Genomic DNA, 24,007 nt, shown 5'->3' with positions numbered 1-24,007 from the left:
AAATACTAGCATTATTGTGAAAAAACTGATTCTCATTAATTTTCTCATTCTTATTTTAGTAGGTGCAGCGTTTCTCGCATCAGAATATTTCATGACCTATCCAACAAAATTTAATATTGGAAAGTTTTTTCAACAGATTAGTTTCACACCAGGTATCCTGTTTATCATTGCTTCTGCTGTTTTTTCTTTGCCTTTTAGCTTTCTTCGTATGAAAAGGCTAAACTTCAGGGAAAAATATTTAAGAATATTCCCTGTGATGAATTTACTTTTAATAGTATTAATTATAAAAGCTTCATATCCCATCTATACAGAAACAAAAACAAGAATTGAGGGGATGCAGCAACAATATATTATTAAAGCAAAAAATGACATAAGAAATAACCTGATTATTTATGAATATGCGGGCGGAATTACAGATACATATAATGAAAAACTAGCTCAGCAAACAGATAGTATTACTAAAAAATACGGAATTGTATATCAGAATACAGGCTGTATAATAGGCAATGAAAGCATCGAAGCCCGAAAGAAATATACTGAGATTACAGAAGCCTATTTAATCCAAAGAAATGGAAAAGACTGGGAAACAAAAATGGATGCTGAGATAAATTCTTTAAAAAAGAAAAACTAAGCGCTCAATTCAAAGATTCAGACTCCCTGTAATTACTGACCGCTTTCTGCAGCTTTTGCTCAATGCGCTTCTTTAATCTCAGTGGCTGGTATAGTACCAGACTTTCTCCAAAGCCTAACAACAGACGTTCTAGTTCATAATTTAGCTGAACTTTGATCCCAAAGATAGTTCCATCATCTTTCTCTTCCACAATCTGCTGACTGTGATGCAGAGGTTTTGTTTTTACATAAGGAGCATTGCTTTTATCCACAAAGAAAACAACATTTCGGGGATGCATACTCTCCGAAACAGTAACTCCTACAACATCTTTAAAATATTCATCACCATTCAAGTTTTTATCAATATAGGCAGATTGTTCATCTGTCTCAATATTTTCCATTCTGTCCAGTGCCAGATTATACATACTTCCCTTATATAGACATATCAGGAACCAGCGGTTGTTAAATTCTTTTAGCAGCTGCGGATGAACAGTATAGGTACTAAAATCTCTGGCGGTGAAGCTTTTATAGAGAATCTTCAGTACCTTTTTATTCAATACAGCCTGATATAATATATCAATATGTTCAAGACCTTTTAATTGTTCATTTTTATCAAGATGAATAATTGACTTCTGCTGAACTGCATTTACCGAATCTTCAAGCTTCTGCAATACACCATTCATTTCCCGGAACATCGAGAAGTCCTTGAACTGCTTCAGAATCTGTATTGCATTGTTCATGGCCTTCAGATCACTTTCATTAACAGAAATATGATGAATGCTGTATTCCGGATCACTATAACGGTAATACTTACGTTCGTATACTTCTATCGGAGCTTCATAACCAAACTTCTCACTGCGCATGTTCTGCAAATCCAGTTGTATCGTTCGTTTACTTACATACGACTCCTTTCCCTCATATTCAAACAGGGCTTCTGAACATTCATCTATTAAATCTTCCAGTGTATACTTCCTGTATTTATTTTTCAGACACTTATCCAGCGTTTTATAGCGGATCAATGCATTTTTATTAGAAGACATCTTTCAAAGTTGGAATTTAGAAGTTAAGGACCAATTATCATACAGATTATAACACAAAGACACGATTAGATATAGCATTTCAACCGCAATCAAGGCACAAAGAAAAATCAAAGATTTTTTCTATTGATACTTCTATATTTATCTTGAGATAAAATCCTTGTGCCCTGGAAGCAGTATATTATCACTTATCTTTTGTGCTTTTGTGATGTTTAACATTACTAAGTTATTTCTTCTTCAGCGCCTCCCCTTCAAAAGCAATACCGTCCCATCCAAACTCTATAAAGTTTCTGATGTTCTGGTGGTCTGTACCCTCCGGATTTTTCAATACATCTTCTCTATAGAATGCACCGAAAAGATTTAATGTATCTTCTTTAGACAGATTATTCACTTTCGCAAAGCTGAATACCTTACAAGAGCCATTATTCTGACCTGCTTCGTTTACTGTATTACCATTTTTGAATTCAGTTGGGGTAAAATCATAGTTGCCGTCGATATAAGCAATAACATCGTTAAATACTATAGTTTCAGGAGACTTATCTAATTGTTCTAATATCATGTTCCTATTTTTTTTTCAAAAATATAAAAATATTTTATCTACGCAAAAACATTGCGCACTTATACAATTACTTTGCATTATCAAATTAAGAAAACGATGAAAATTACAGGAAACGAATTAATCAGCTTAGGATTCAGACCAGGAAAATGGTTTGCAGAAGCATTAGAATATATCAACGAAAATAATCTGAATGAAGAACAGATGACAGCTTATCTGGAGCAGTTCAGACTACCGGAGCCAATTCCTTTATATGAAGAACCAAAAGACTTCACCATTAACATCAGAGCTGAACACGAAAGTGAACAGGATAATGTGGAAAAAGTAATCCAAACCATGAAGGTATTGATGAAAACGCCAACATTAGTTGGTGGCGCCATAATGCCCGATGCCTGCCCTACCGGACCGGAAGGTCTGATTCCTGTAGGCGGTGTAGTGGTAGCCAAAAATGCTATTCATCCGGGATTTCATAGTGCAGATATCTGCTGTTCTGTAATGTTGACAGACTTCGGAAAAGCTGATCCTAAAGAAGTACTTGATACAGCGCATTCCGTAACGCATTTCGGATACGGCGGAAGAGCAAGAGGTGAGCAAATGCCAATGTCAGCAGAATTAATAGAAGCTTTCAGAGGAAATGCATTTCTGAATGATGAAAGATTAATAAGCTTAGCTCGCGACCATATGGGAACTCAGGGTGATGGTAATCACTTCCTTTTCGTAGGTATTTCTAAAAATACCGGAAATACAATGCTGGTAACACATCATGGATCACGAGCTCCGGGTGCAGCATTGTATGATAAAGGAATGAAAGTGGCCAATCGTTTCAGACAGGATATTTCTCCCGAAACCCTGAAAGAAAATGCGTGGATACCTTTTGATACAGAAGAAGGACAGGCCTACTGGGAAGCTTTACAACTGATAAGACAATGGACAAAAGAAAATCATACTTCTCTTCACGACGCGGTATTGGCAAAAATGAATACAGAAAAGGAAAACAGATATTGGAACGAACATAATTTCGTATTCAGAGACGGAGATTTATTCTTCCACGCTAAAGGAGCAACTCCGCTGGACGACAAATTTATGCCGGATATTACAGGTCCCAGACTCATCCCTCTGAATATGGCAGAGCCTGTACTGATTGTTCAGGGAACAACCAACGACAGAAATTTAGGATTTGCTCCTCACGGCGCAGGAAGAAACTTCAGCAGAAGCCAGCATAAAAGAACGCTGGCACATAAAACCAATGAAGAAGTTTTCGCTGAGGAAACAAAAGGGCTGGATGTACGATTCTTTAGCAACGAAATCGATATCTCTGAGCTTCCGAGTGCTTATAAAAATGCACAGAATGTAAGAGCTCAGATTGAAGAATACGGCCTTTGCGAAGTACTGGATGAAGTAATGCCTTATGGTTGTATTATGGCCGGGGACGTTATGAAAAATGCCCCATGGAAAAAAAAGAAGAAATTGAAGAACTCGTAGAAAATCTCTATAACAAAGAAAGATTCAGGTCTCAGAAATATGCAAAACACCTGAGACCCTTCTTAAAAAGGATCGGGAATAAAAGATGGCTAAAAATCCGATTAAGAGAGATTAAAAATCAATTAAGAGATGAAAACTAAAATAATAGAAAAGTTAAGGGAAACCGAAGCAAAATATAATATAGAAATATTACTTGCTGTAGAATCCGGAAGCAGAGCCTGGGACTTTGCATCTCCTGACAGTGATTATGATATACGTTTTATCTACAGGCATTCCAAAGATTGGTATCTGACACCGTGGGATAAGGATGAAACAATAACTTTTATGACAGAAGATGATTTGGATGGTTCTGGTTGGGATTTACATAAAACCTTTCATCTGCTACTCAAATCTAATGCAGCATTACTCAGTTGGTTTTATTCACCAATTGTGTATATAGAAAACAAAAGCTTTACAAAGCTGTTCGAACCACTGGTTGATCAATGTTTCTCTCCAATAGCCGTTTCTTTTCATTATCTGAGTATGAGTAAAAAATACCTGGAATCCTGCAGGAATGGTGAAGTAAAACTGAAAAGTTATTTCTATTGCCTAAGGACAGCATTATCCGGAAAATGGATAACAGAGAAGAAAACTGTTCCACCGGTATTGTTCGGTGATCTGTTAGTTTTGGCAGATTCCGCAATAAGAACCAAAATAGAAAACCTGATCGCATTAAAAGCAACGAAAGGTGAAAGCTATTTTCATCCAAATGACTGGGAGCTTTTCGAATTTATGGAACGCCAGATTTCAGAAAACGAAGAGAAAGCTAAAAGCTTGTCCGGTAGTAAAGCCGACAAAGCACAAATGGAGAAAGTTTTTAGAGAAATAATATCATAATTTTTTAATGATGATGCAAAAAAAATAAATCTACGCAAAAATATTGCGCACTTCAGTTTTTACTTTGCATCATCAAATTGAGACTGTAGCTCAGAGGATAGAGCAACGTAAAACACTTTACCAGATTTTAATCTGCATTGCAGGTGTGATGATAAAGTTACTTCGCATTCGACGCCGTAGGTCGCTGGTTCGAATCCAGTCAGTCTCTCAATAACTGAAGTGGTGTGAGATATAAGGTTACTTCGTTCAGGAAAAAAACACCTTTATTAGTTTTAACCACTTCTTTAACTAAAAAAACAAAATAGTGATGTCAAAGTTAAATTCAAAAAAAACAGGATTTGCTTCCGGTATTATAGCCGGAAAGCAAACGAATACCGCAGGGAAATATTCCGATTATGAATTGTTGAGAAGAGTAACACTTGCCAATCTTCTTTTTGAATCTGACTATTACCAGCCGGCAGATGAAATTATGATGCAGATAGAAAATTTGTGTTATAAAGTAACAGGGCAACAGATTATTGACCTGGCACTGGAATGCCGTTTTGAACAGAAACTGAGACATACACCACTATGGCTGTTAATTCTTGCAAATGACATTCATAATGCAAATGTAAAAGATGCTATTGCCAAAGTAACCAACAGACCTGATATGACTATTGATCTACTTCAGATGCTTAAAGCCAGAAACGGATCTTATAAAATGTCTAAATCTGTAAAAAAAGGTCTCGCAAAAGCTTTTGACCAGTATGATGAATACCAGATTGCTAAATACCGAAAAAGCAATATGGAAGTATCTTTGGTAGATGTGGTGAACCTTGTACATCCAAAGCCAACTCCGGAAAACGAAAAGGCATTAAAAGCTTTGGTAGAAGATACATTGAAGCCTGCCAATACATGGGAAGTAGCTTTGTCTCAAGGTGCCGATAAGAAGGAAACTTTTGAGAGAATGCTGACTGAAAAAAGTTTGGGTTCACTGGCTATATTAAGAAATCTTAGAAATATGACTGAGGCAGGACTTTCCAGAAAAACAATCCGGGAGGCAATTGCTCAGGTAAAAAGTAACTGGCTGACACCTTTAAACTTTCTGGCTGCACAAAGAAATGCGCCGGAATATACAGCTTACATCAACGATGCTATGGAAAATTGTTTCTCTCAGGAGAAAATAACAGGGACTACCATTTTAGCTATCGATGTATCCGGAAGTATGGGACAGGTAACCTCATCCAATTCCAAATTTTCCAGAATGGATTTGGCTTTTGCTATGGCAGCAGTCGGTTCTTATATCTTTGAAGATCTTATTTTAGTATTTACAGCTGGTAGCGATTCTTCCCGAAAAGGAAAACATATGATATGGGATAGCGCTAAAGGCCTGGGGATATTCAAATATTATAAAAAAATATATTCTGAATTAGGTGGTGGTGGTATTTTCACTTATCAGCTATGCGAATGGCTGAAGGAAAAAGGTTATGCCAAGGATGCAGACCGACTGGTTGTGATATCAGATAGCCAGGATATCGATGCACAATACGGATCTAAAAGAAAACCAGATACTGCACCATATAAGACTTCTTATATTATTGATATCTCTACCCATACCCACGGAATAAAAACCGAAAACTGGACAGCAGAAATCAACGGATGGAGCGATCGTGTTTTCCGTTATATTAAGGCTTTGGAAAGTAACTAATCTGAATTAAAAATAATAAAATGACTATAGAAGAACTAAAAGCAAATAAACTTATCTTATTTGAAGTAGTCTCCGGAAGCCGTGCTTTCGGACTGGCTACAGAAAATTCGGATACCGATATACGGGGTGTTTACTATCTGCCAAAAGATTCCTTTCTAGGTCTCGATTATATTCCGCAGGTATCTAACGAAACCAATGACATTACCTATTATGAAATAGGCAGGTTTATGGAGCTTTTGCAAAAAAACAATCCAAATATTCTGGAAATTCTGGCCAGTCCGGATGATTGCATTTTGTATAAACATCCGTTGATGGATTTACTAGCCCCAAAAGATTTTCTATCCAAGCAATGTAAAGATACTTTTGCCGGCTATGCCATATCCCAGATTAAAAAGGCTAAAGGACTGAATAAGAAAATACTGAATCCTGTAGAAAAAGAGAGAAAATCCGTTCTCGACTTTTGCTATATTCTTCGGGATCACCTTTCTGTTCCTTTAAAAAAATGGCTAACGGAACAGAAAAAAACACAGGATAAATGCGGTTTGGTTAATATAGACAATACCCGTGGAATGTTTGCGCTTTTCTATGATGAAACCGGTACAATGGGATATAAAGGAATTATACAGAATGAAGAGGCCAATCAGGTTTCGGTATCATCTATACCTAAAGAAGCTAAATGTATCACTTATATTTTCTGTAATCTGGATGCTTATTCTGTTTATTGCAAAGATTACCGCGAATACTGGAAATGGGTTTCCGAACGCAACGAAGGCCGCTATAATGTAAACCAGAAACACGGTCAAAATTATGACAGTAAAAATATGATGCATACAATCCGATTGCTGCAATCCTGCGAACAAATATTCAGAACAGGCTCTTTACGGGTACGTGTGGATAACCGCGGTGAATTATTGGATATTAAATCCGGTAACCAGGCATACGAAACAGTAATACAAAAAGCAGAAGATTTGATACGGACTATTGAACATTATTATACTACCTCTACCCTTCCGGACTATCCGGACATACAAAGAACACAATCTTTATTGGTAGAAATACGGAAGAACCTTTACAACTAATCTATTCTCTTTTAAATTTTCACACCTCATAAGTTTTAAAAACTTATGAGGTCTTTTTTATATAGGAAAGACTATTTAACAGAACTATTTCTTTTTAGATGCTTTTGCAATGCTGTTATAATCCAGACATATATTAATCCAATAATTAAAATCGCCTGCTTTGCGAAAGCCTTCAGGTTCAACATAGCAATAACCACTAAGCTGCTTACCTCTCATTATCATCGGAAGAAAGCCTGTCTTTTCTGCAACCTCATCTTCAATATCCGGATGATAACGACACATAAGGTTATCACCACTTATATTAATGCACATTTTACCATTAACCAAAAAAGACAATCCACTAAACATTTTCTTTTCTTCAATTTCTATATCAGGAACTTTAGCTAACCGCTCCCTAACCTTATTTGCCAATTCGATGTTATAAGCCATTGATTGTTAATTTATTTTACACCTCAAAGGTTTTAAAAACCTTTGAGGTGTTTTTTATATATGATATTTTTTAATCAGAATATTATACAAATGCACTAAAGCCCGTAATCGACCTGCCGACAATGAGTGAGTTAATTTCCTTTGTCCCTTCATAAGAATAAATCGCTTCAGCATCTGCAACAAAGCGGGCAACATCATATTCCAGCAGAATACCATTTCCTCCCATTACTTCACGGGCACGCGAAACAACATCACGGGTTCTCATTGTACAGAATACTTTTGCCAGAGATGCATGTTCATCCTTCAATATTCCTTCATCCTGCATTTCAGACAGCCTGAATACCAGTGTCTGCATTGCAGTAAGGTTCGACAGCATTTCTACAAGATGTCCCTGAATCATCTGGAAAGAAGCAATAGGTTTTCCAAATTGCCTACGTTTCCTGGTATAATCCAGTGCACTTTCATAAGCTCCCCTTGCACAGCCTGTTGCCATCCAGGCTACCCCGGCCCTTGTCATTCGCAATACTTTTGCTGTATCTTTAAATGAATTGGCATTTTGCAAACGGTTTTCTTCTGTTACCAGACAGTCTTTTAATGTAATATGCCCGTTTTGCACTATTCTGAGTGCCATTTTACCTTTAATCTTTTCCACAGAAAAGCCCGGATTATCTTTTTCCACAATAAAACCTTTTACCTCACCATCGTCCAGATCCCTTGCCCAGATAATAATCAGGTCAGCAAATGTGGCATTACCAATCCATTTTTTCTCACCATTCAGCACCCAGCCTTCCGCTGTCTTTTTGCAGGTAGCTGTTAATCCGCCTGCAGCCCCGGAACCTACTTCCGGTTCCGTAAGCCCGAAAGCACCGATTTTATCAAACTTTTGCATTTGCGGAAGCCATTTCTGCTTTTGTTCCCCAGAGCCGCATATGTATATGGAACCCATTGCCAGACCCGATTGTACGCCAAAGAAAGTTGCTATAGAAGCATCTATCCTTGCCATTTCCATAGCAATAACACCTTCCATCAGGAATGGCATTCCCGGACAGCCATAGCCTTCATAGGTGACACCGCATATATTCAGTTCTTTAAATTTCGGAATCAGTTCAAAAGGAAACTCGTCGTGCAGCCAGTAATTATTTACCAGAGGCTTTACTTCTTTTTCCATAAAAGCCCGTACTTTCAACTGAACTTCTCTTTGCTCTGGTGTCAATGTATGGTAGATATCATAAAAATCCCCGTCTATAGGTGGAAGCTCTTTTTTAGATTTGTCCTGATCCATCATCTTCATCAGTCCCTTTAACTGCTTATCATCCAGCTTCGAGAAGTTATCCATAAGTTTCGGAATATCTACTCTTTGTGAGATCTTACTCAGCTTTTCAAAGTCAACAGATTTAAACAATGTTATAGCCTGCCGGATATTGGCGAAAATATTTGACATAAGAATACGTTTAGTGATTTTACTGATAAAAGTTACAAAAAAATACCGGAACACTCTTTGAAACAATACATTAAGTAAAACAAATCAGTTCTTTCCATCTCAGAATGGCGCCTACAAACCTGTAACAATAACCAGATATCGTAAAAATAAAATTTTATTTAAATTAATTATTGTTTTACGATAATTAATTATACATTTGTATTATTAAACTAAATTAACGTGACATGAACCAGAACAAAATTATTTCAAAAATACTCTACTATATATGTTGTATCCTGTCTGCTGGCCATCTGGTAACAGCTGTATATTCAATACTCTGTCTTATAAGCGGTTTCGCCATTACTCCTTATAAGCAGAATCTTTATCTGCATATAAATTATCCGTTTACAGAAACTCCTTTTCTGAATATTGAGAACAATTACCCTTACATTATATTTTCTTTTATGACCGTCCTTATCGGTTATGGCATATTTTTCTGGCTATCGGCAAAGGTTTTCAGAGTATTTATTCAATCAAAGCTTTTTACGAAAGAGAATATCTTGGAACTTAGAAGATTTTATATTTATAATATCTTCTTTCCGTTGCCTGTTGCTATATTAGCCAGCTTCTTTGTAGAGGTAGAAAGTATAGTCTGGGGATTAGTATTTATCCACTTTATGTTAGGAATATTCTGCCTGTTCCTCGCGAATATCTTTTCGCAAGGGTTACATTTGCAAAACGAACAAGACTTATTTATATAAAATGCCAATTGTAGTAAACTTAGATGTGATGCTTGCCAAGCGTAAAATGCAGAGTAAAGAATTGGCAGAAAAACTGGGAATTACTCCTGTAAACCTATCTATTCTGAAAACAGGCAAGGCCAAAGGCGTTCGTTTCGATACGCTGGAAGCTATCTGTAAGATTCTGGAGTGCCAGCCTGGTGATATTCTGGAATACAGAGAAGAATAACACATTGTAACATACCACTTTAATAAAGCAACGGAAACGTTGCCAGCTATTCTATTATCTAAACTCAACTATATGAACACACTATCTATTAACCACTTCAGCCTGACTTATAAAAATGGTTTTCAGGCAATTAAAGACATTTCATTGGAAATAGGAAACGGTATGTTTGGGCTTTTGGGACCCAACGGTGCCGGAAAATCCTCGTTGATGAAAACCATTGTAGGCTTACAAAAACCAACTTCCGGGAATATTGTTTTCAACGGGGTCAATGTATCTGAAGATCCGGATTACATCAAACAAAACCTCGGTTTCCTGCCTCAGGATTTTGGTGTTTATCCTAAAGTATCGGCTTATGATCTTTTGGAGCACATAGCCTTGTTGAAAGGCATTAACAATCGTACGGAACGCAAAGAACAAATTCTGAATCTGCTGGAAAAAGTTAATCTTTCTGATTTCAGAAAAAAAGAAGTGCATACCTTCTCCGGTGGTATGCGGCAGAGATTTGGCATAGCGCAGGCTTTGTTAGGAAATCCAAAAATTATTATTGTAGATGAACCTACAGCCGGGCTTGATCCTGAGGAACGTAATCGCTTCAACTCTTTACTGAATGACATTAGTAAAGATGTTATTGTGATTCTTTCTACACATTTGGTAGAAGATGTCCGCAATCTATGCTCCGAAATGGCAATTATGAATAAAGGACAGCTTCTGAGAAAAGGAAAACCTAACGAGCTGATTGCTGAGCTTAGAAATAAAATATGGTCCAGGTCCATTGATAAATCTGAGCTGGAAAATTACCGGAATATGTACCATATTATCAGTCAGCAACTGATTGAAAGAGAATTGTACATTACTACTTATTCCCCGGAGCAACCTCAGGATTTTCTTTCAATAAATCCTTTACTGGAACACGTTTACTTCCAAACACTTACTCAAAAACCTTAGTTATGAACACCATATTTTTATTTGAGATCCAACGCCGTAGGAAGCATTGGTTCAGTTATGCTATTGCCATTACCCTTATGGGAATTGGAATATTTTGTGGCAATAATTTTAATATGTCGGTTGGTGATGGTATTTATCTCAACTCTCCTTATACGATTGGATTTATAACCGGGATGCTAAGTCTGGCTGTTATATTTATCGCTATTATTTATGCTATTCAGCAACTATTCAAAGATCAGGATTCTAAATTTTATATTGTACTTTTCTCATTTCCATTATCCCGAAGAAAATACCTAAACGGACATTTTGCTTCTTATTTTTTGTACACTTTCCTGAGTTTTGTCTTTATTGTTTTAGGTTTCATAATTGGGCAAAATCTGAGATCCGGTAGCGAAATACAGACTAACTTCAATGCATGGTACTATATTTACCCGCTTCTGAACTTCGGTTTTCTTAACTGTTTTCTGGTATGCAGCTTTCTGTTCTTTATATCATTTACTACTCGCAAAAAGCTATTGGTAGTCGTCGGCGGTTTGCTATTGTATGTTTTTTATATGGTAGTCCTCGTGTTTTCCAATTCACCTTTTATGGCTGGCAGCCTGCCACAGTCTGCCGAAGCCCAACACTTATCAGCTATTGCAGATCCTTTTGGTCTGTCTTCCTATTTTTTAGAAGCAAAGGATTTGAATATTCAGCAAAAGAACACTCAGGTTATACCATTTTCAGGAATATTACTTCTAAACAGGAGCCTTTACTTTACAATATCTCTAGCTTTACTTATTCTTACCCACAGCTTGTTTTCTTTCTCAGGTGCTGCAACGAAAAAATTAAAAAAAGGAACTCTCATATCTTCCGAATCCTCAGCTGTTGATCTTGTAGAATATAAAACCGTAAATCTGAATTTCGGGAATATAGCAGGAATAGTTCCTGCTCTGTCTTTTGCCAGAATAGATCTTATATATTTGTTTAAAAGCATTGCAATTCCGGCGATTTCTATTTTATTACTCTTCTTTACCGGAATGGAGATGTATGCTGAGATTGAGAAAGGAATACGGCTTCCACAGAAATTTGCAAGTTCCGGATTAATGGCTGTTACAATTTCAGAGAACTTTCATTTACTGGGGTTACTTATCATTACTTATTTCATCAATGATTTGTACTGGCGAAGTCAGGTCTCCGGCTTTGCTCTGATCGAAAAAAGCACTTTTTTTTACAAAAATAAACTTACAGGTCATTTTCTTTCTTCCTGTATTTTGCTATCCTTTTTCACCGGAATACTAATTGCCGAAGGCCTTATATTCCAATGGACATATCATTATTTCCATATTGACTGGTATGCCTATTGGGGTGCAATACTCTTCAATACTTTTCCGCTAATATTATTTTCAGGACTAATATTACTGATCAATGACAATATCAGGAACAGATTTCTGGCCTTAGGTCTTTCTGTATTGGCTGTTTTTCTGTTTACAGGTCCTTTGTCTAAAAAACTTATTTCATATCCTGTACTCAGAATATTTTCAGACTACGTTGGAGTCTACAGCGATTTCAATGGATACGGACCTTATGCTTTATCTTTTGCAGAAAGATTAATATTCGGACTGGCACTTGTATTTTTATTATGGAAGTTAAATGAATTTGTTAAAGCCAAAAAATGGAATCTGAAAGGTTCTGTTCTGATGATAATCTTACTAATAGCAGGAATATTCAGTGCCAATCTTTTTATGAAAGGCTATACTCCCAAAGATGAAGAAAAAGCTTTGGCTGATGCTGCCGGTTATGAATTAAAGTTCCGGAAATATGAAAGTTTCCCTCAGCCTGCTATTAAAGATATTAAGACAGACATTCAACTTTATCCGGCTGCCAATTCCTATCAGATTCAGGGACACTATTCTTTGGTAAATCAGACAGGTAAAACGATTGATCGGGTTCTAATTAATTTTAGTCCTGATTTAAAGATTGAATCTGCTATTTTCACTACAACTACAGAGCGCAAAAATATAGACAGTGATATAACAGAAATTGTACTAAAAAAAACTTTAGAACCTAATGAAAATGCAAGTCTGGATTTCAAATTATCCTACCATTGGTATACTGTAAATGGTCATCAATCCTTTAATGCCATTATAGAAAACGGCTCTTTCATGCGGATTAGCCGTTATTATCCACTTATCGGCTATCAGAAAGACAGAGAAACAGAAGATGAGCATATCCGAAAAGAATATAAACTTGGAAAATTGGATAAATTAAAGAAAGCTGAAGCTCCGGAAGTATTCAGAGACGATTTTATTAATCTGGATATGACCGTTTCTACAGATAAAAATCAGACGGCTGTAGGTACGGGAGATCTTGTAAAGCACTGGACCAAAGACAACAGAAATTATTTCCGCTATACAGTAAAGTCTATTCCTTTCCGGTTTGCTGTCTCATCAGCAGAATACGACCAGAAAAGCCTTATTTACAAAGGAATTAAAATGAATATACTATATCTGAGAAAGCATGCCGAAAATGTAGACCACCTCATCCGCAATGCAAAACTTACGCTGGATTACTGTATTCAAAATTTTGGGCAGTATCCTTTCGGGAGCATCACTTTTGCTGAAATCTCCTCATTTACCAAAGGTTTTGCTGCTACAGCATATCCTTCTGCAGTATTCATGCCCGAAGATATGGTATTTCATGCGAACATACATGCAGACAAAAAGCAGGATGTTATTAATGAACTTGCCGGACACGAGCTTTCACATCTCTGGTGGGGCAACAGCCTTATTAATCCCGACGAACGCGAAGGCTCTGTTATGCTTACAGAAACGCTTGCTATGTATACGGAAATGATGTTGTATAAAAAAATGCACGGAGAAGCAAAAATGAAGGAAAGACTAAAGATACATCAACAAATCTATGATAATGAAAAGGGACTGTCTGAAAACCAACCCCTGTATAAGGTTACAGCAGAGAATGCACATATTTCTTATTCCAAGGGGGCTGTAGTCATGGTAAAACTAAGTGAACTTATTGGTGAGAATAAAGTCAATATGGCTTTAAAAAATTTCCTTGAAAACAACCGATATCCAAAAAAGCCAAGAAGTATAGATTTATTGAACGAATTCTACAAGGTAAGCCCCGATAAAAGGAAAGAGATTGATAAGCTTTTTAAAGAGATTTGATTATGCATACAAAAAACCGTGTCGGAGTCTTAATTCCGACACGGCTCATTAAATTGTAATGGTTTCCTACAAGAGATTTGTTTTATAAATAGGAATTTCTTTGTTCAATAACGGGAATGTTCCTTCATATCTAAATGGCGGGATTCCAAATCCATAAAACATATCTGCCTGAATTTTTCCTTTCAGCTCAAAAGGCATACTTCTGTTTGGTACTAACTCTAATTTTAAAGATGGTACAGCAGCCACTCTCCCTCTGATACCTGAATTGGCAATTGAGGCTGTTAAAAACTGTAATCCTACAGCTCCTTTTACTTCTACTCCTACTTCTGCAGCCAGCTCACCATCAACTTTTGTAATTTTTGGACCAGTAATAGTTTGTAAATTAACATTCAGATCTGGTTTCACACCTACTAAAAAGTTAGCCTTCCCGGTAAGAGAAAAGAGCTGCAATTGTACTCTTCCTGTAGCACTTGCCCCTACATAAGGTCCTGCAGCAATAGTAGGACTTATAATAAGTCCGGTAGGTCCTAATACTATTGGCACAATAGGAATATTGATATAATCCGTTACGCTTAGTGTGTAACCCAGTTTTCCCTGAATATTTGCCAATGCCTGAAGGCTGATATCGTCCATAATAAAGTCAACATAGTAACTGGACAAATGCCCCAAGGAAAAGGAAATATTATACTTTATCTTTGGCGTAAATCCTCCTTTTACATTAATATCCGCAGCTGCCGTAACAGGTCCTACCTGTTGTGCAGGTAAAGGAATAGTCTTATCAAAACTAAAATACTTGAAGTTAATCGTGTTACTAATTGCACTCTTCTCAATATTGGCACTCTTCTGAATATTAATTGCTTTAGCCTCCATATTACTGATCTTAGCACTTGCTGCCTGCGAGATCAGTCCTTCTACAGGTACATAATTGGCTTGTTGACCATTTACCTGCAACGAAGCCTGTTGCGAAGGATCATATACTCCGCTGATATTTCCGCTGTAAATAACTTCTTCAAGCTTTGCGCTGGTTGTTCTAAACACTGTTTGACTACCCATTCCGGATACAGAAACTACTTTTGCCAGAATATTTTTGATTTTATCGTTTTCTATCTTAGTCGCTACAATAACAGTTCCTTCTTTTATACTATCCGTCTGATTCGTAGTATAATTAAAACTTATCTGCTGGTCATTCTCTGTAATAGCCTGTACAGATTCGTCATTCAGGACGATTACATTTTTTTGTAAAACAAGATCACCATAAGTTTTATAACCACTGTTATTTGCAGAACTTTCCGGAAGTTTATTGCCGGTTGTATCATCTCGTGAGCATGAGCTTAGAACGAATGATAAGAACAAAGAAAAAAATACAATTGTGTATAATTTTCTTACACTTGGGGGTTGAAATCTTTTTTTCATTGGTAAAAATTTAATGTGTTTGGGATTTAGCGAATACAGTCTTTTTTGGAAGACTGCTTTAATTCTCTACAATTTATGAAAAAAAGAAAGCTTCAATGTTAACCCCAAATTAAATTCTACCTGATTAATAGACAATTACAAAATTGCTAACAGGCACATCTCCCTGATAAAAGTCAACTCCTGAAAAAGCAGGTCTTTTATTTTTTAGTATGCTTTACACAAAGGTTTTAACTTGAAGTTTAAATTCCGGGGTTCCTTAATTAGATGTATCATTGCATTTTTCTCAATTAACTAAATATCTTAATTATTCATTTTACCATTAAGAGTTTAGGGAAATTAAGGAACACTATAATGCTCCCAATGCATTATATTTATTCTGACAAGGCTCTGAATATATTATCATACATTTTTCTTAATTAACTAAATATCTTAATGATTCAATTTTACCATTAAGGGTTTAAGGGAATTAAGGAACTCCATAATATACTCAATTCTTTACATTTATTCCGGCAAGGCTGAATATATTATCATACATTTTTCTTAATTAACTAAATATCTTAATGGTTTATTTTACCATTTAGAATTTAAGGAAATTAAGGAGCACTATAATGCTCCCAATACATTATATTTATTCTGACAAAGCCCTGAATAAAATATATTCAAGGCTTCATCTTCAAAACAAATAAGATTTATTTCTGGATAATCTTACGGATTACAGGATCAAGATTACTTGGCAGGTCTGCATTTTTAATCTCGAATTTCTTTACACCCATTGCATTTAACCAATCTGCCCAATACTGGTGGATAACATCTTCTTCGTATGGGCTGTTTTTTGCAGGATTAATACCTACTACCAACACTTCAAGATTCTGAAGTCCTTCAGTAGCAGGGATAAAACCTAACTTATTTTTAGCAATCAATTCTTTATAATTTGAAGTCGTTAGCTTTTTACTTCGTATAAATTCAGGGGTAAGAAAAGAGCTTTTATTACCCTCAGTAAACTTGCTATCTTTATGATACATATAGCCATCCGTAATAATAACCAGAATATTGCGGTGCTTATCTTTTATACAGTAATCCTTTACTTTATTTTTAAAAAACCGCCAGATATCTGCGCCTGTATATTGTTTCCCACGAATAGCCGATTGATAAATTTGAGGTGGAATCTCTGTAAAAACCTTATCTACTCCCGTTATTTGATCTTTTGTAGAATTCTTGTCGAATTTCACTCTAAGTTGCTGACTAAGCTTGTTCATTTGTGGATTCTGAGGTTCAGGATCAAAGAAAACCTGCATCTGGTCATTCAACTGAAGTATCTTCTTATGTTTGATATGATCGACAAAGGCTTGCTCTACACTTTTTATATAATATAAATCCCGCTGATAGTAAGGCATGGAAGCATTCGGGTACTTCACCGGATCTATTCTGTCCGATAAGTCCAACAAAAAACTAATATTAAGATTTTTATCTGCCACATTAGTTATGTTTTCAGTACTTGCCGTAGAATTATTTTCCTTTTGAGGAACCTTTTCTTCACCACAATTTTGTAATAGAGAGGTTATAAGTATTAAAAATATAAATTTAATTTTCATAGCAGATATTTTTATAATACGGGTAGATATACAGAGTTTTGAGTTTCATGCTTAGCACCAACGTTTTCCATGTGATCATCATAAGTTTTAAGACATTCATCTACCAATTCCTGCTTTTCATGATTAGGAAGGAAAAGCTTCTCATAAATAAAAGTGGTCCAGCCTTGTGTATATTCAGATGCATAAAGCACATATTCTTTAGTCGGAATAATCACGGCATCTATTATTCTTTGCAGTTCTGCAATCCTCCCTTGTGCATTTACAATACGTTCCCGAATATCGTGTTGCTCTTTTACAAGCGTTTCTTTTTGCTGATCTAGTTCTGCAATTCTTTCCTGATGAATCCGGATATCCTGCTCACGTTTTTCCTGTTCATGCTTAATCTTATCTTTTTCTTTATGTTCTTTCATAATAAAATCAAACACCAACCCCCAAATGATATAAACAACAAAACCAGCAAATATAATCCCCCAGAACTGGATTTTTGTAAATGCTATAGACAAGTCGAATGGTGGAGAATCAAAAGTTTTATTCAGGTTATAGATTTTCTCTTCTATCTGGTAGGCTAAGATTACATCAAATACAAAAGTCGTAAGAAACAAAACACCTACTTTAAAATAGTTGAGTTTTGTTTTATTCTCCCCATACATATGAATTAAATAACCTAATCCTAAAAACACAAACGGAATTAGCGTAACAAAAGCCCCCTCCAATGTACCATCTTTCCATGCCACTTCAAAAGCTTTGGGGTCGAGCATATTCATGATAAGATTACTCTCCGGATCAAATGTTTTGAAAAATGCTGAATAAGAAGTAGAAATATAAAATGTAAACAGGTACAGACTAATTGGAATAAGGATAATAAAACCTATCCAAAATTTTGTAGAGGCACCTTTTGTAGCCTTTATGTGGTATTTTTCAGGATTGCGAGCCAGATCATTAATTTCAAACTTTATACCCTCCACTACATCTTTTATTTTCTTTATTTGCTCTTCAACTCTGGAAGTTTGTTCTTCTTTATTCTCCTGACTGACATGTAATGCTTTTATCTCAGTTTCTTTATTTTTTTGTTCATTGTAATAAGGCTCTTTTATTGCCCTTTGCTTTTCCACCTTTTCTTTTTCTTCATTCTGAAACTTGGCATAAATAGCATTGAGAGAAATAGACAGTGCTCTGGGACTGCCTATATTTCGTCCGCCTTCTCTGTGTCCGGCTTCATGATAGGTTCTTTTTCTTACTTCTTCTTTATCTTCAGCAGATTCTTCCGGATTTATATCTTTGTTATGATTACCATTAATTAATCCGGACGGCTTTAACCGGAACAGGTTTTTGATTTGAGTTGTCATGATGCTTTAATTTTGAAGTTCATACAATATATCGCTCTTTGTTTTTCCGCTTTTTACGGCTTCTAAAAGATAATTGGCAATTGCAGATACATTTTCTTCTACAAAGCCAAAAAGCTTTATATACTTTTCCAATGCCGATCTTTCGTTATCGTCTATATGGTCATCCGCCCAAATCATGAGTACAAGATCATATAGATACTCTATTTTATCTTCCAATGTTTGGGGAAGCGCATTTTTGGTATCTACAGGACTTAGCAGAATTTCGTCCAGATTCTTAGCTATAACGCCTCTCTCTTCAGCAAAACGATATAGCATTTTCAATTCAAGCTTACTAAAATTATCATCGCATATGGCCATCTGATAAAGCCTGAGAAAATGCGCTTTTAGATTTTCGGAGATCTGAATATTCATTTTTATTTCTTTTGTTTTAAAGGTTGTGGGTTCATTATTCTGTCACGCATATGCGTAACAGGTTCTTTATGTAACGGAAGTGTATCTTTTTTTTCTTCCGGTTTCTTTTTGATAAAATTCAGACACAGAAAAAGAATTCCTGTAATAATATCCAGCGGCAGCCATAATGACTTTTTATGCAGATATATCGGAAACACGGGATTAAAAAGAATGAGAATAAATCCGAACACCGCTATCCAGTAGTAGATTTTATTTCTAAACAGGTGATATAATGCTATACCGGCTCCAATAAAAATTACAATGCGCAAAAAGGTATAATAATCAATGGGCAGCCGCAATACCGCTATAAAGCAACATAGTGCACAGAAGAGAAAGAAATACTTCATTTACTTCACATTTTTGGAATGAACAAAACCTTCTGTACCACTTTTGTATACCCGGATTTTATACCATTTCTCTTCTTTGTTCAGAAAAATAAGCTTTGAGTTTGGCTGCAAAGTTTCCAGAACTTTAAACCGATCTCCGGGGGCTTTACGTACCTCAACTTTCCTGTTTATTGTATACAGAAAATTGTCTTCGGCCAGTGTCATTTTGCTGTCGTAATAATATACCGGGCTTTTAGTACCATTCAGATTGTTTTTCGAATAGCCTGACTTTAGATTACGACTACTTCCTGAAGATTTCTTTTTTGAATAACCCCCGAAAGAGTAAATTTTTCTCTTAGAGGAACCACTACTGCATACACCACAAGTACCACCTGAAGTACAATGGGCACAACCCGAACAATTAGAGCATGCTGTACAATTTGCAGATCCTGTACAGCCTCTGTTATGACTATCGGCATGCAATGAATCCGGGCTATAAGAGGCAATTAATAATCCTGCACCTGTAAACAGAGAGAGTAGCATTTTGATCATACTGTATAATTTTCAATTGTCTGATGTAATGAATCACGATGTTTGTAAATATCTTCCAATGATTCCAAGAGCATTCTTTCTCCGGCATCTTTACCATTGTGGAAAAGTTCTATTTGTTTCCTGGATGCTCCAAAATGAAAACGACAAACCGGTTTTCGGTTGTTATCATCCAGTAAAACACCAAAATAAGACTGGGTATCTCTGTGGGCAATTCTTTCTGCCGGGAGCTTTTCTCTCAAAATAGCCTTTACAATTTGAAAGGCTTCCAGCTCTTCTTCCGTTGTTACAATTTTAGAGGTTTCACTATGCTCATCTACAGCTACCGGTTTCGGAGTATTGGTATCCAGTGTTTCGTTGATTACCAGTGCAGATTTTAACCGGGAGCTTATCGATTCAGTAATAGAAATACTCAACGCTCTTTTCGTATACTCCTTGAAAGACTGCATTCGGTTTGCGGTAAGGGGACGTTCAAAGAATTTATTGACCAATAGACGAACCAGCTCGTCAGACGGATTTTCTATTTCTTTTTCGAATTCCTTTCGGATAGCTCTTATATACTTTAACGCTTCGGCAGAATCCAGAATAGATTCTAAATTATAGCTCTGCTTATTAAAGCTTTCTAATACCTTTATAGCACTGTCTTTCAAGTCTTCCAGATTGATCGTCAGAAATGGTTTATCGTCCATAATATTTGGTTTTTCCAAATCTGTGTAAAAGTTATACACAATACCGTTGGTCAAAACACCAAATCTTGCTTTGGAAACATGATAATATCTGTGAAGCTGTGAATTATGAGCATCTGCATTTTCCTTCCAGTTTTTACATTCTATAATTAGAATAGGTTCCTGATTGTTTTTAATCAGGTAATCTACCTTCTCACCTTTCTTGGTTCCGATATCCGCAATATATTCCGGGATTACTTCTGTAGGATTGAATATATCGTAACCCAGCATCTGGATAAAAGGCATAACAAAAGCATTTTTAGTAGCTTCTTCCGTTTGTACCTGTTCTTTCAGTCCCTGAATTCTCTGGCTTAGTTGTTCAAGTTTTAATTTGAGTTCCATCATTATTGGCATTAAATTGTTTCGTCTACAACTTCAGCATCCGGTGCATTATGCTTTACCGATGCTATTCCGGTTTCCATTGAGGACTTTGAAGCATAATACTGGCTTTTCCCAATAATCTCACCATTGCCTGCTTTCAAGACAAAATAATCTTTATCATTTTTAGCCACTCTTCTGTCGTATTTCGAGTCGTCCTGAGAATTATTCTTCACAGAAGTTATCCCCTTCTGACAGGATGCTTTCTGATTATAACCTTCGCTGGTTAAAATAATCTCGCCATTTCCTGCTTTCAGATTGAACTGATATTCACCGTTTACTCTTTTGGTAATTACAAATTTTCCCATAGTGTTATTTTTAATTGATTTAACACTCCAAAAGTAGATCGTCGGCATAAGCATTCCTTACGGAAACCCGTAAAATAAAAAACCTCTCAAATTAACTTTGAAAGGTTTATAACAAATAAGCCTTGGCAAGGCTATTCTAATTTCGTTTTGATCAAAATGACGGGTTACAAATCTGTGACATCAGCTTTCTAACTTCCCACTTCTAATTTCTAACTTCTGACTTCTGGCTCATATCAATCCCATATCTTTGAAAATAGCAACCACTTGTTCAGTGGTATTGACATTCAAGGATTCTTTCAGACCATTTAACCTTTTTTCTACACTGCTTAAACTGGAAGGCCTGACTCCGCTATCTTTAAGATGGTCCGATATCGCTTGTTGGCGCATTCCCTGACAAAGTAAGTCTACTAATGTAATATCATAGGAAGTAAACTCGTAAGAATTTTTATCTTTTATAGACTTTTTCAGATTCAGCGAGATGTGTTTCTCGTTATTATAAACCGCTTTTATAGCTTTTTTCAATTCTTTTGTATCTTCTCTGCCCTTGGAGACATAACCGTTGATTTCATATTTACGGAAAAGATCATCTATTATATTCGGCTTTTTCTCTATTGAGAAAACAATAATTTTTATATCCGGCTGTATCTTTTTTACAGCCTCAATAAGCTCGGAACCACTTTTAAGATTCTGTTCCCGATGATCCTCATCAAAAGACAAATCAGTAATTAACAGCTCGAAAGGCTGTTTTTCATGTATGCCTATATGCACTCTCTGCAGCGCATCATCACAGTAATAAACATATTTAGATTCTTCTATTTTAAGATCTTCCAATGCTTTCTCTACAGAAATATTAGAACTTTCATAATCTTCAGCAACAAGGATTTTTTTAAACATCTTGAATTGGTATTTTTATTGAACAGAAAATTTTAACTCGGCTTTAAAGCCTTCTCCACTTACTGCGTCAAAATTAATAGTCCCGCCAATAGATTCCATACGGTTTCCCGTATTTTTAATTCCGTTTTTAGGAGAGAGTTTGTCACATCCTACACCATTATCTGTATAACGGACCGTAATTTCTTCATTTATGCGGTTCATTCTAATTACAACACGTGTCGCTTTGCTATGCTTCTTCATATTGGTCATAAGCTCCTGTAATACATAAAATACTTCAGCCTGAGTGTTTTTATTCAGTTTATCCCAATGTATTTCCTCATTTCCAATAATAACCAGCTGCAAGTCATCGGAAGAATAAGATTTCAGCATTTCTGTCAGCTTTTCTCCAAACGGAAGGTCATTATTTTTTTCATGATCATAAGAAATATCCCGTGATTTCTCATACACAATTTCCAAGTCGTCCAGCATGGTATCTTTATCAATATGTTCCTGATTTTCGAGCTTTGTCATTACCCTATGAATTCCGTTGGCAACAACATCATGAACTTTTTTAGAATACCTAAGTTCTGTTTTTTTTACCTCCAGCTCTTTTTCCTGTTGCAAAATTTTCTTTCTTCTTCTGTACCAAACTCCACCGCCTATTAATACAAGCCCAAAAATTCCTAAACCTGCATATTGTTTCAGTATCTGATTTTGTTTCTTCACATTATCCGCCTGAGCTTTCTGGAAATTGGCTTTATTCTTTTCGGTTTCATAACGGATTAAGGCAAACTGATTTTTTGCCTTACTTCTGGCAGCCTGTAAACTGTCATTCAGTTTCTGATAAGTCAAAAAGTACTGTTTTGATTTCTCCGGATTTTCAAGGATAATTAATTTCTGGAGAGCCTCGATTTGATCATCCGGGCTTTTCAGTGTTTTAGCAACACCATACATTTTTGTTGCGTAGATTTGTGCTGAGTCAGATTTCTTTTGGATATAATAATCAGCTAAATATGCATAACTTGCATTTTGTCCCCATAAATCTTGTTCCTGTAACCGAATATTAAGCGCTTTTTTTAATTCTGAAACAGGATTATAGTTAGAATTTTGAAGCCATTTTATCTTTGCATAATTAGAAAGTACTCTAGCATACTCAATTCCAATATAATTTGTTTTTTTTAATATCTTATTATATGCATTTATTGCTTCTATATATTTCCCCTGTTCTCTATAAGTATTTCCTTTATTATTCAGGTATATAAATACATCATCTGATCCAAAGGAAAATTTTATGGCAGAATCGTAAAACCCTAGAGCATTTTCATAACTTTTCAAATTATATGAAGCAATCCCTAAATTATTGTAATTAGCACTTATATAACTATAATTTCCTTTATTATTTTCATCAAAATATTTTATAGCCTCTAAAGAAGTTTCCTGTGCACCAAAATAATCCCCCTGATCGGTTAAAATAATCCCCATGTTCATCAGACATTTCCCAACACCTAAATTGTCATTATTCTTCAGATAGATTTCTTTTGCTTTATTAAAATTCTGAAAAGCGTTCACAGGGTTTTTCTGATCTAAATACAACCATGCTTTTTCATAATAAGGATTATCTGCCTTTTTTTCAGTTTCATTGATATTACTTTCTTTAGTTTTTGTACATGAAACCATTAAAACAAATAACAAAAAATAGAGTATTCTCAAGGTTATTATATTTTCAGCCTAAGTTAAAAAAATAAAGTGTAAAATATTCTTTATTTAATTTATCCCTCAATAAACCCACTA

General features: G+C 35.7%; 24 protein-coding genes and 1 tRNA gene. 11 read left to right on the top strand and 14 right to left on the bottom strand.

What is annotated here, in order from left to right; all coding sequences use genetic code 11:
- Positions 1–16: 16 nt before the first annotated feature.
- Entirely contained in the window at positions 17–631 is a 615-nt protein-coding gene (locus ATE49_RS05935) for an FEKKY domain-containing protein (RefSeq protein ID WP_065081402.1), read from the top strand.
- Positions 632–635: 4 nt separating this feature from the next.
- Here ATE49_RS05935 and ATE49_RS05930 read toward each other — a convergent pair whose 3' ends face one another.
- Positions 636–1,649, bottom strand: a complete 1,014-nt coding sequence (locus ATE49_RS05930; RefSeq protein ID WP_065081401.1) for a helix-turn-helix transcriptional regulator — start codon at positions 1,647–1,649, stop codon at positions 636–638.
- 223 nt (positions 1,650–1,872) lie between these two features.
- Positions 1,873–2,205 (bottom strand): HopJ type III effector protein, encoded by a 333-nt coding sequence (locus ATE49_RS05925; RefSeq protein ID WP_065081400.1) that lies wholly within the window; start codon positions 2,203–2,205, stop codon positions 1,873–1,875.
- 96 nt (positions 2,206–2,301) lie between these two features.
- Between ATE49_RS05925 and ATE49_RS05920 the strand changes: the two genes are divergently transcribed.
- The 6 genes from ATE49_RS05920 (at position 2,302) to ATE49_RS05905 (ending at position 7,326) form a co-directional block, all read left to right on the top strand.
- Positions 2,302–3,684, top strand: coding sequence for an RtcB family protein (locus tag ATE49_RS05920; protein WP_065081399.1), 1,383 nt, complete (start codon positions 2,302–2,304; stop codon positions 3,682–3,684).
- The gene (locus ATE49_RS20140; protein WP_155759291.1) at positions 3,651–3,824 is read left to right on the top strand and encodes a hypothetical protein; all 174 of its coding nucleotides are present in this window, start codon (positions 3,651–3,653) and stop codon (positions 3,822–3,824) included. The genes ATE49_RS05920 and ATE49_RS20140 overlap by 34 nt, the downstream gene beginning before the upstream one ends.
- Positions 3,814–4,560 carry a nucleotidyltransferase domain-containing protein gene (locus ATE49_RS05915; protein WP_065081398.1) on the top strand — a complete coding sequence of 249 codons (747 nt, stop codon included), beginning with the start codon at positions 3,814–3,816 and terminating at the stop codon, positions 4,558–4,560. Before ATE49_RS20140 ends, ATE49_RS05915 begins: the two co-directional genes overlap by 11 nt.
- Positions 4,561–4,639: 79 nt before the next feature.
- Positions 4,640–4,768: transfer RNA gene (locus tag ATE49_RS20135), tRNA-OTHER, on the top strand.
- Between the two features lie 99 nt (positions 4,769–4,867).
- Positions 4,868–6,247, top strand: a complete 1,380-nt coding sequence (locus ATE49_RS05910; protein ID WP_065081397.1) for a TROVE domain-containing protein — start codon at positions 4,868–4,870, stop codon at positions 6,245–6,247.
- A 20-nt stretch (positions 6,248–6,267) separates the two neighbouring features.
- Positions 6,268–7,326, top strand: coding sequence for a nucleotidyltransferase domain-containing protein (locus ATE49_RS05905; protein ID WP_065081396.1), 1,059 nt, complete (start codon positions 6,268–6,270; stop codon positions 7,324–7,326).
- 84 nt (positions 7,327–7,410) lie between these two features.
- On the opposite strand, the gene ATE49_RS05900 is transcribed toward ATE49_RS05905, so the two are convergent.
- Both ATE49_RS05900 and ATE49_RS05895 read right to left on the bottom strand, forming a co-directional pair.
- The gene (locus tag ATE49_RS05900; RefSeq protein WP_065081395.1) at positions 7,411–7,755 is read right to left on the bottom strand and encodes a TfoX/Sxy family protein; all 345 of its coding nucleotides are present in this window, start codon (positions 7,753–7,755) and stop codon (positions 7,411–7,413) included.
- Between the two features lie 82 nt (positions 7,756–7,837).
- Positions 7,838–9,196 (bottom strand): acyl-CoA dehydrogenase family protein, encoded by a 1,359-nt coding sequence (locus ATE49_RS05895; RefSeq protein WP_065081394.1) that lies wholly within the window; start codon positions 9,194–9,196, stop codon positions 7,838–7,840.
- A gap of 224 nt (positions 9,197–9,420) precedes the next feature.
- Here ATE49_RS05895 and ATE49_RS05890 point away from each other — a divergent pair, with 224 nt between their 5' ends.
- The 4 genes from ATE49_RS05890 (at position 9,421) to ATE49_RS05875 (ending at position 14,256) form a co-directional block, all read left to right on the top strand.
- On the top strand, positions 9,421–9,936 hold the full coding sequence (locus ATE49_RS05890) for a DUF2975 domain-containing protein (protein ID WP_065081393.1): 516 nt from the start codon (positions 9,421–9,423) through the stop codon (positions 9,934–9,936).
- A 1-nt stretch (position 9,937) separates the two neighbouring features.
- Complete coding sequence (locus ATE49_RS05885; protein ID WP_009087533.1) at positions 9,938–10,144, top strand: helix-turn-helix domain-containing protein; 207 nt, start codon at positions 9,938–9,940, stop codon at positions 10,142–10,144.
- 72 nt (positions 10,145–10,216) lie between these two features.
- Positions 10,217–11,089: an ABC transporter ATP-binding protein gene (locus ATE49_RS05880; RefSeq protein WP_065081392.1), complete on the top strand. Its 873-nt coding sequence runs from the start codon at positions 10,217–10,219 to the stop codon at positions 11,087–11,089.
- A gap of 2 nt (positions 11,090–11,091) precedes the next feature.
- Positions 11,092–14,256, top strand: coding sequence for an ABC transporter permease/M1 family aminopeptidase (locus ATE49_RS05875; protein ID WP_065081391.1), 3,165 nt, complete (start codon positions 11,092–11,094; stop codon positions 14,254–14,256).
- 66 nt (positions 14,257–14,322) lie between these two features.
- On the opposite strand, the gene ATE49_RS05870 is transcribed toward ATE49_RS05875, so the two are convergent.
- The 10 genes from ATE49_RS05870 to ATE49_RS05825 form a co-directional block, all read right to left on the bottom strand.
- Positions 14,323–15,669, bottom strand: coding sequence for a hypothetical protein (locus ATE49_RS05870; RefSeq protein ID WP_065081390.1), 1,347 nt, complete (start codon positions 15,667–15,669; stop codon positions 14,323–14,325).
- A 689-nt stretch (positions 15,670–16,358) separates the two neighbouring features.
- Positions 16,359–17,261, bottom strand: a complete 903-nt coding sequence (locus tag ATE49_RS05865) for a hypothetical protein (protein WP_065081389.1) — start codon at positions 17,259–17,261, stop codon at positions 16,359–16,361.
- Positions 17,262–17,272: 11 nt separating this feature from the next.
- The gene (locus ATE49_RS05860; protein WP_059155131.1) at positions 17,273–18,607 is read right to left on the bottom strand and encodes a hypothetical protein; all 1,335 of its coding nucleotides are present in this window, start codon (positions 18,605–18,607) and stop codon (positions 17,273–17,275) included.
- Positions 18,608–18,613: 6 nt separating this feature from the next.
- Positions 18,614–19,018, bottom strand: coding sequence for a hypothetical protein (locus ATE49_RS05855; RefSeq protein WP_065081388.1), 405 nt, complete (start codon positions 19,016–19,018; stop codon positions 18,614–18,616).
- A gap of 2 nt (positions 19,019–19,020) precedes the next feature.
- Complete coding sequence (locus ATE49_RS05850) at positions 19,021–19,404, bottom strand: DUF6804 family protein (protein WP_065081387.1); 384 nt, start codon at positions 19,402–19,404, stop codon at positions 19,021–19,023.
- On the bottom strand, positions 19,405–19,935 hold the full coding sequence (locus ATE49_RS05845; protein ID WP_065081386.1) for an SH3 domain-containing protein: 531 nt from the start codon (positions 19,933–19,935) through the stop codon (positions 19,405–19,407).
- On the bottom strand, positions 19,932–20,999 hold the full coding sequence (locus tag ATE49_RS05840) for a type I restriction endonuclease (protein WP_065081436.1): 1,068 nt from the start codon (positions 20,997–20,999) through the stop codon (positions 19,932–19,934). The genes ATE49_RS05845 and ATE49_RS05840 overlap by 4 nt, the downstream gene beginning before the upstream one ends.
- 11 nt (positions 21,000–21,010) lie before the next feature.
- Positions 21,011–21,343: a YegP family protein gene (locus ATE49_RS05835; RefSeq protein ID WP_024568263.1), complete on the bottom strand. Its 333-nt coding sequence runs from the start codon at positions 21,341–21,343 to the stop codon at positions 21,011–21,013.
- A 228-nt stretch (positions 21,344–21,571) separates the two neighbouring features.
- Entirely contained in the window at positions 21,572–22,237 is a 666-nt protein-coding gene (locus ATE49_RS05830; RefSeq protein ID WP_065081385.1) for a DNA-binding response regulator, read from the bottom strand.
- Positions 22,238–22,252: 15 nt separating this feature from the next.
- On the bottom strand, positions 22,253–23,926 hold the full coding sequence (locus tag ATE49_RS05825; RefSeq protein WP_143349694.1) for a tetratricopeptide repeat-containing sensor histidine kinase: 1,674 nt from the start codon (positions 23,924–23,926) through the stop codon (positions 22,253–22,255).
- Positions 23,927–24,007: the final 81 nt, after the last annotated feature.

It is taken from the genome of Elizabethkingia miricola (assembly GCF_001675285.1).
GTDB classification, from domain to species: domain Bacteria; phylum Bacteroidota; class Bacteroidia; order Flavobacteriales; family Weeksellaceae; genus Elizabethkingia; species Elizabethkingia miricola.
Note: the sequence above shows the minus strand (reverse complement) of the source record. Positions and strands in the feature narration are given on the sequence as shown.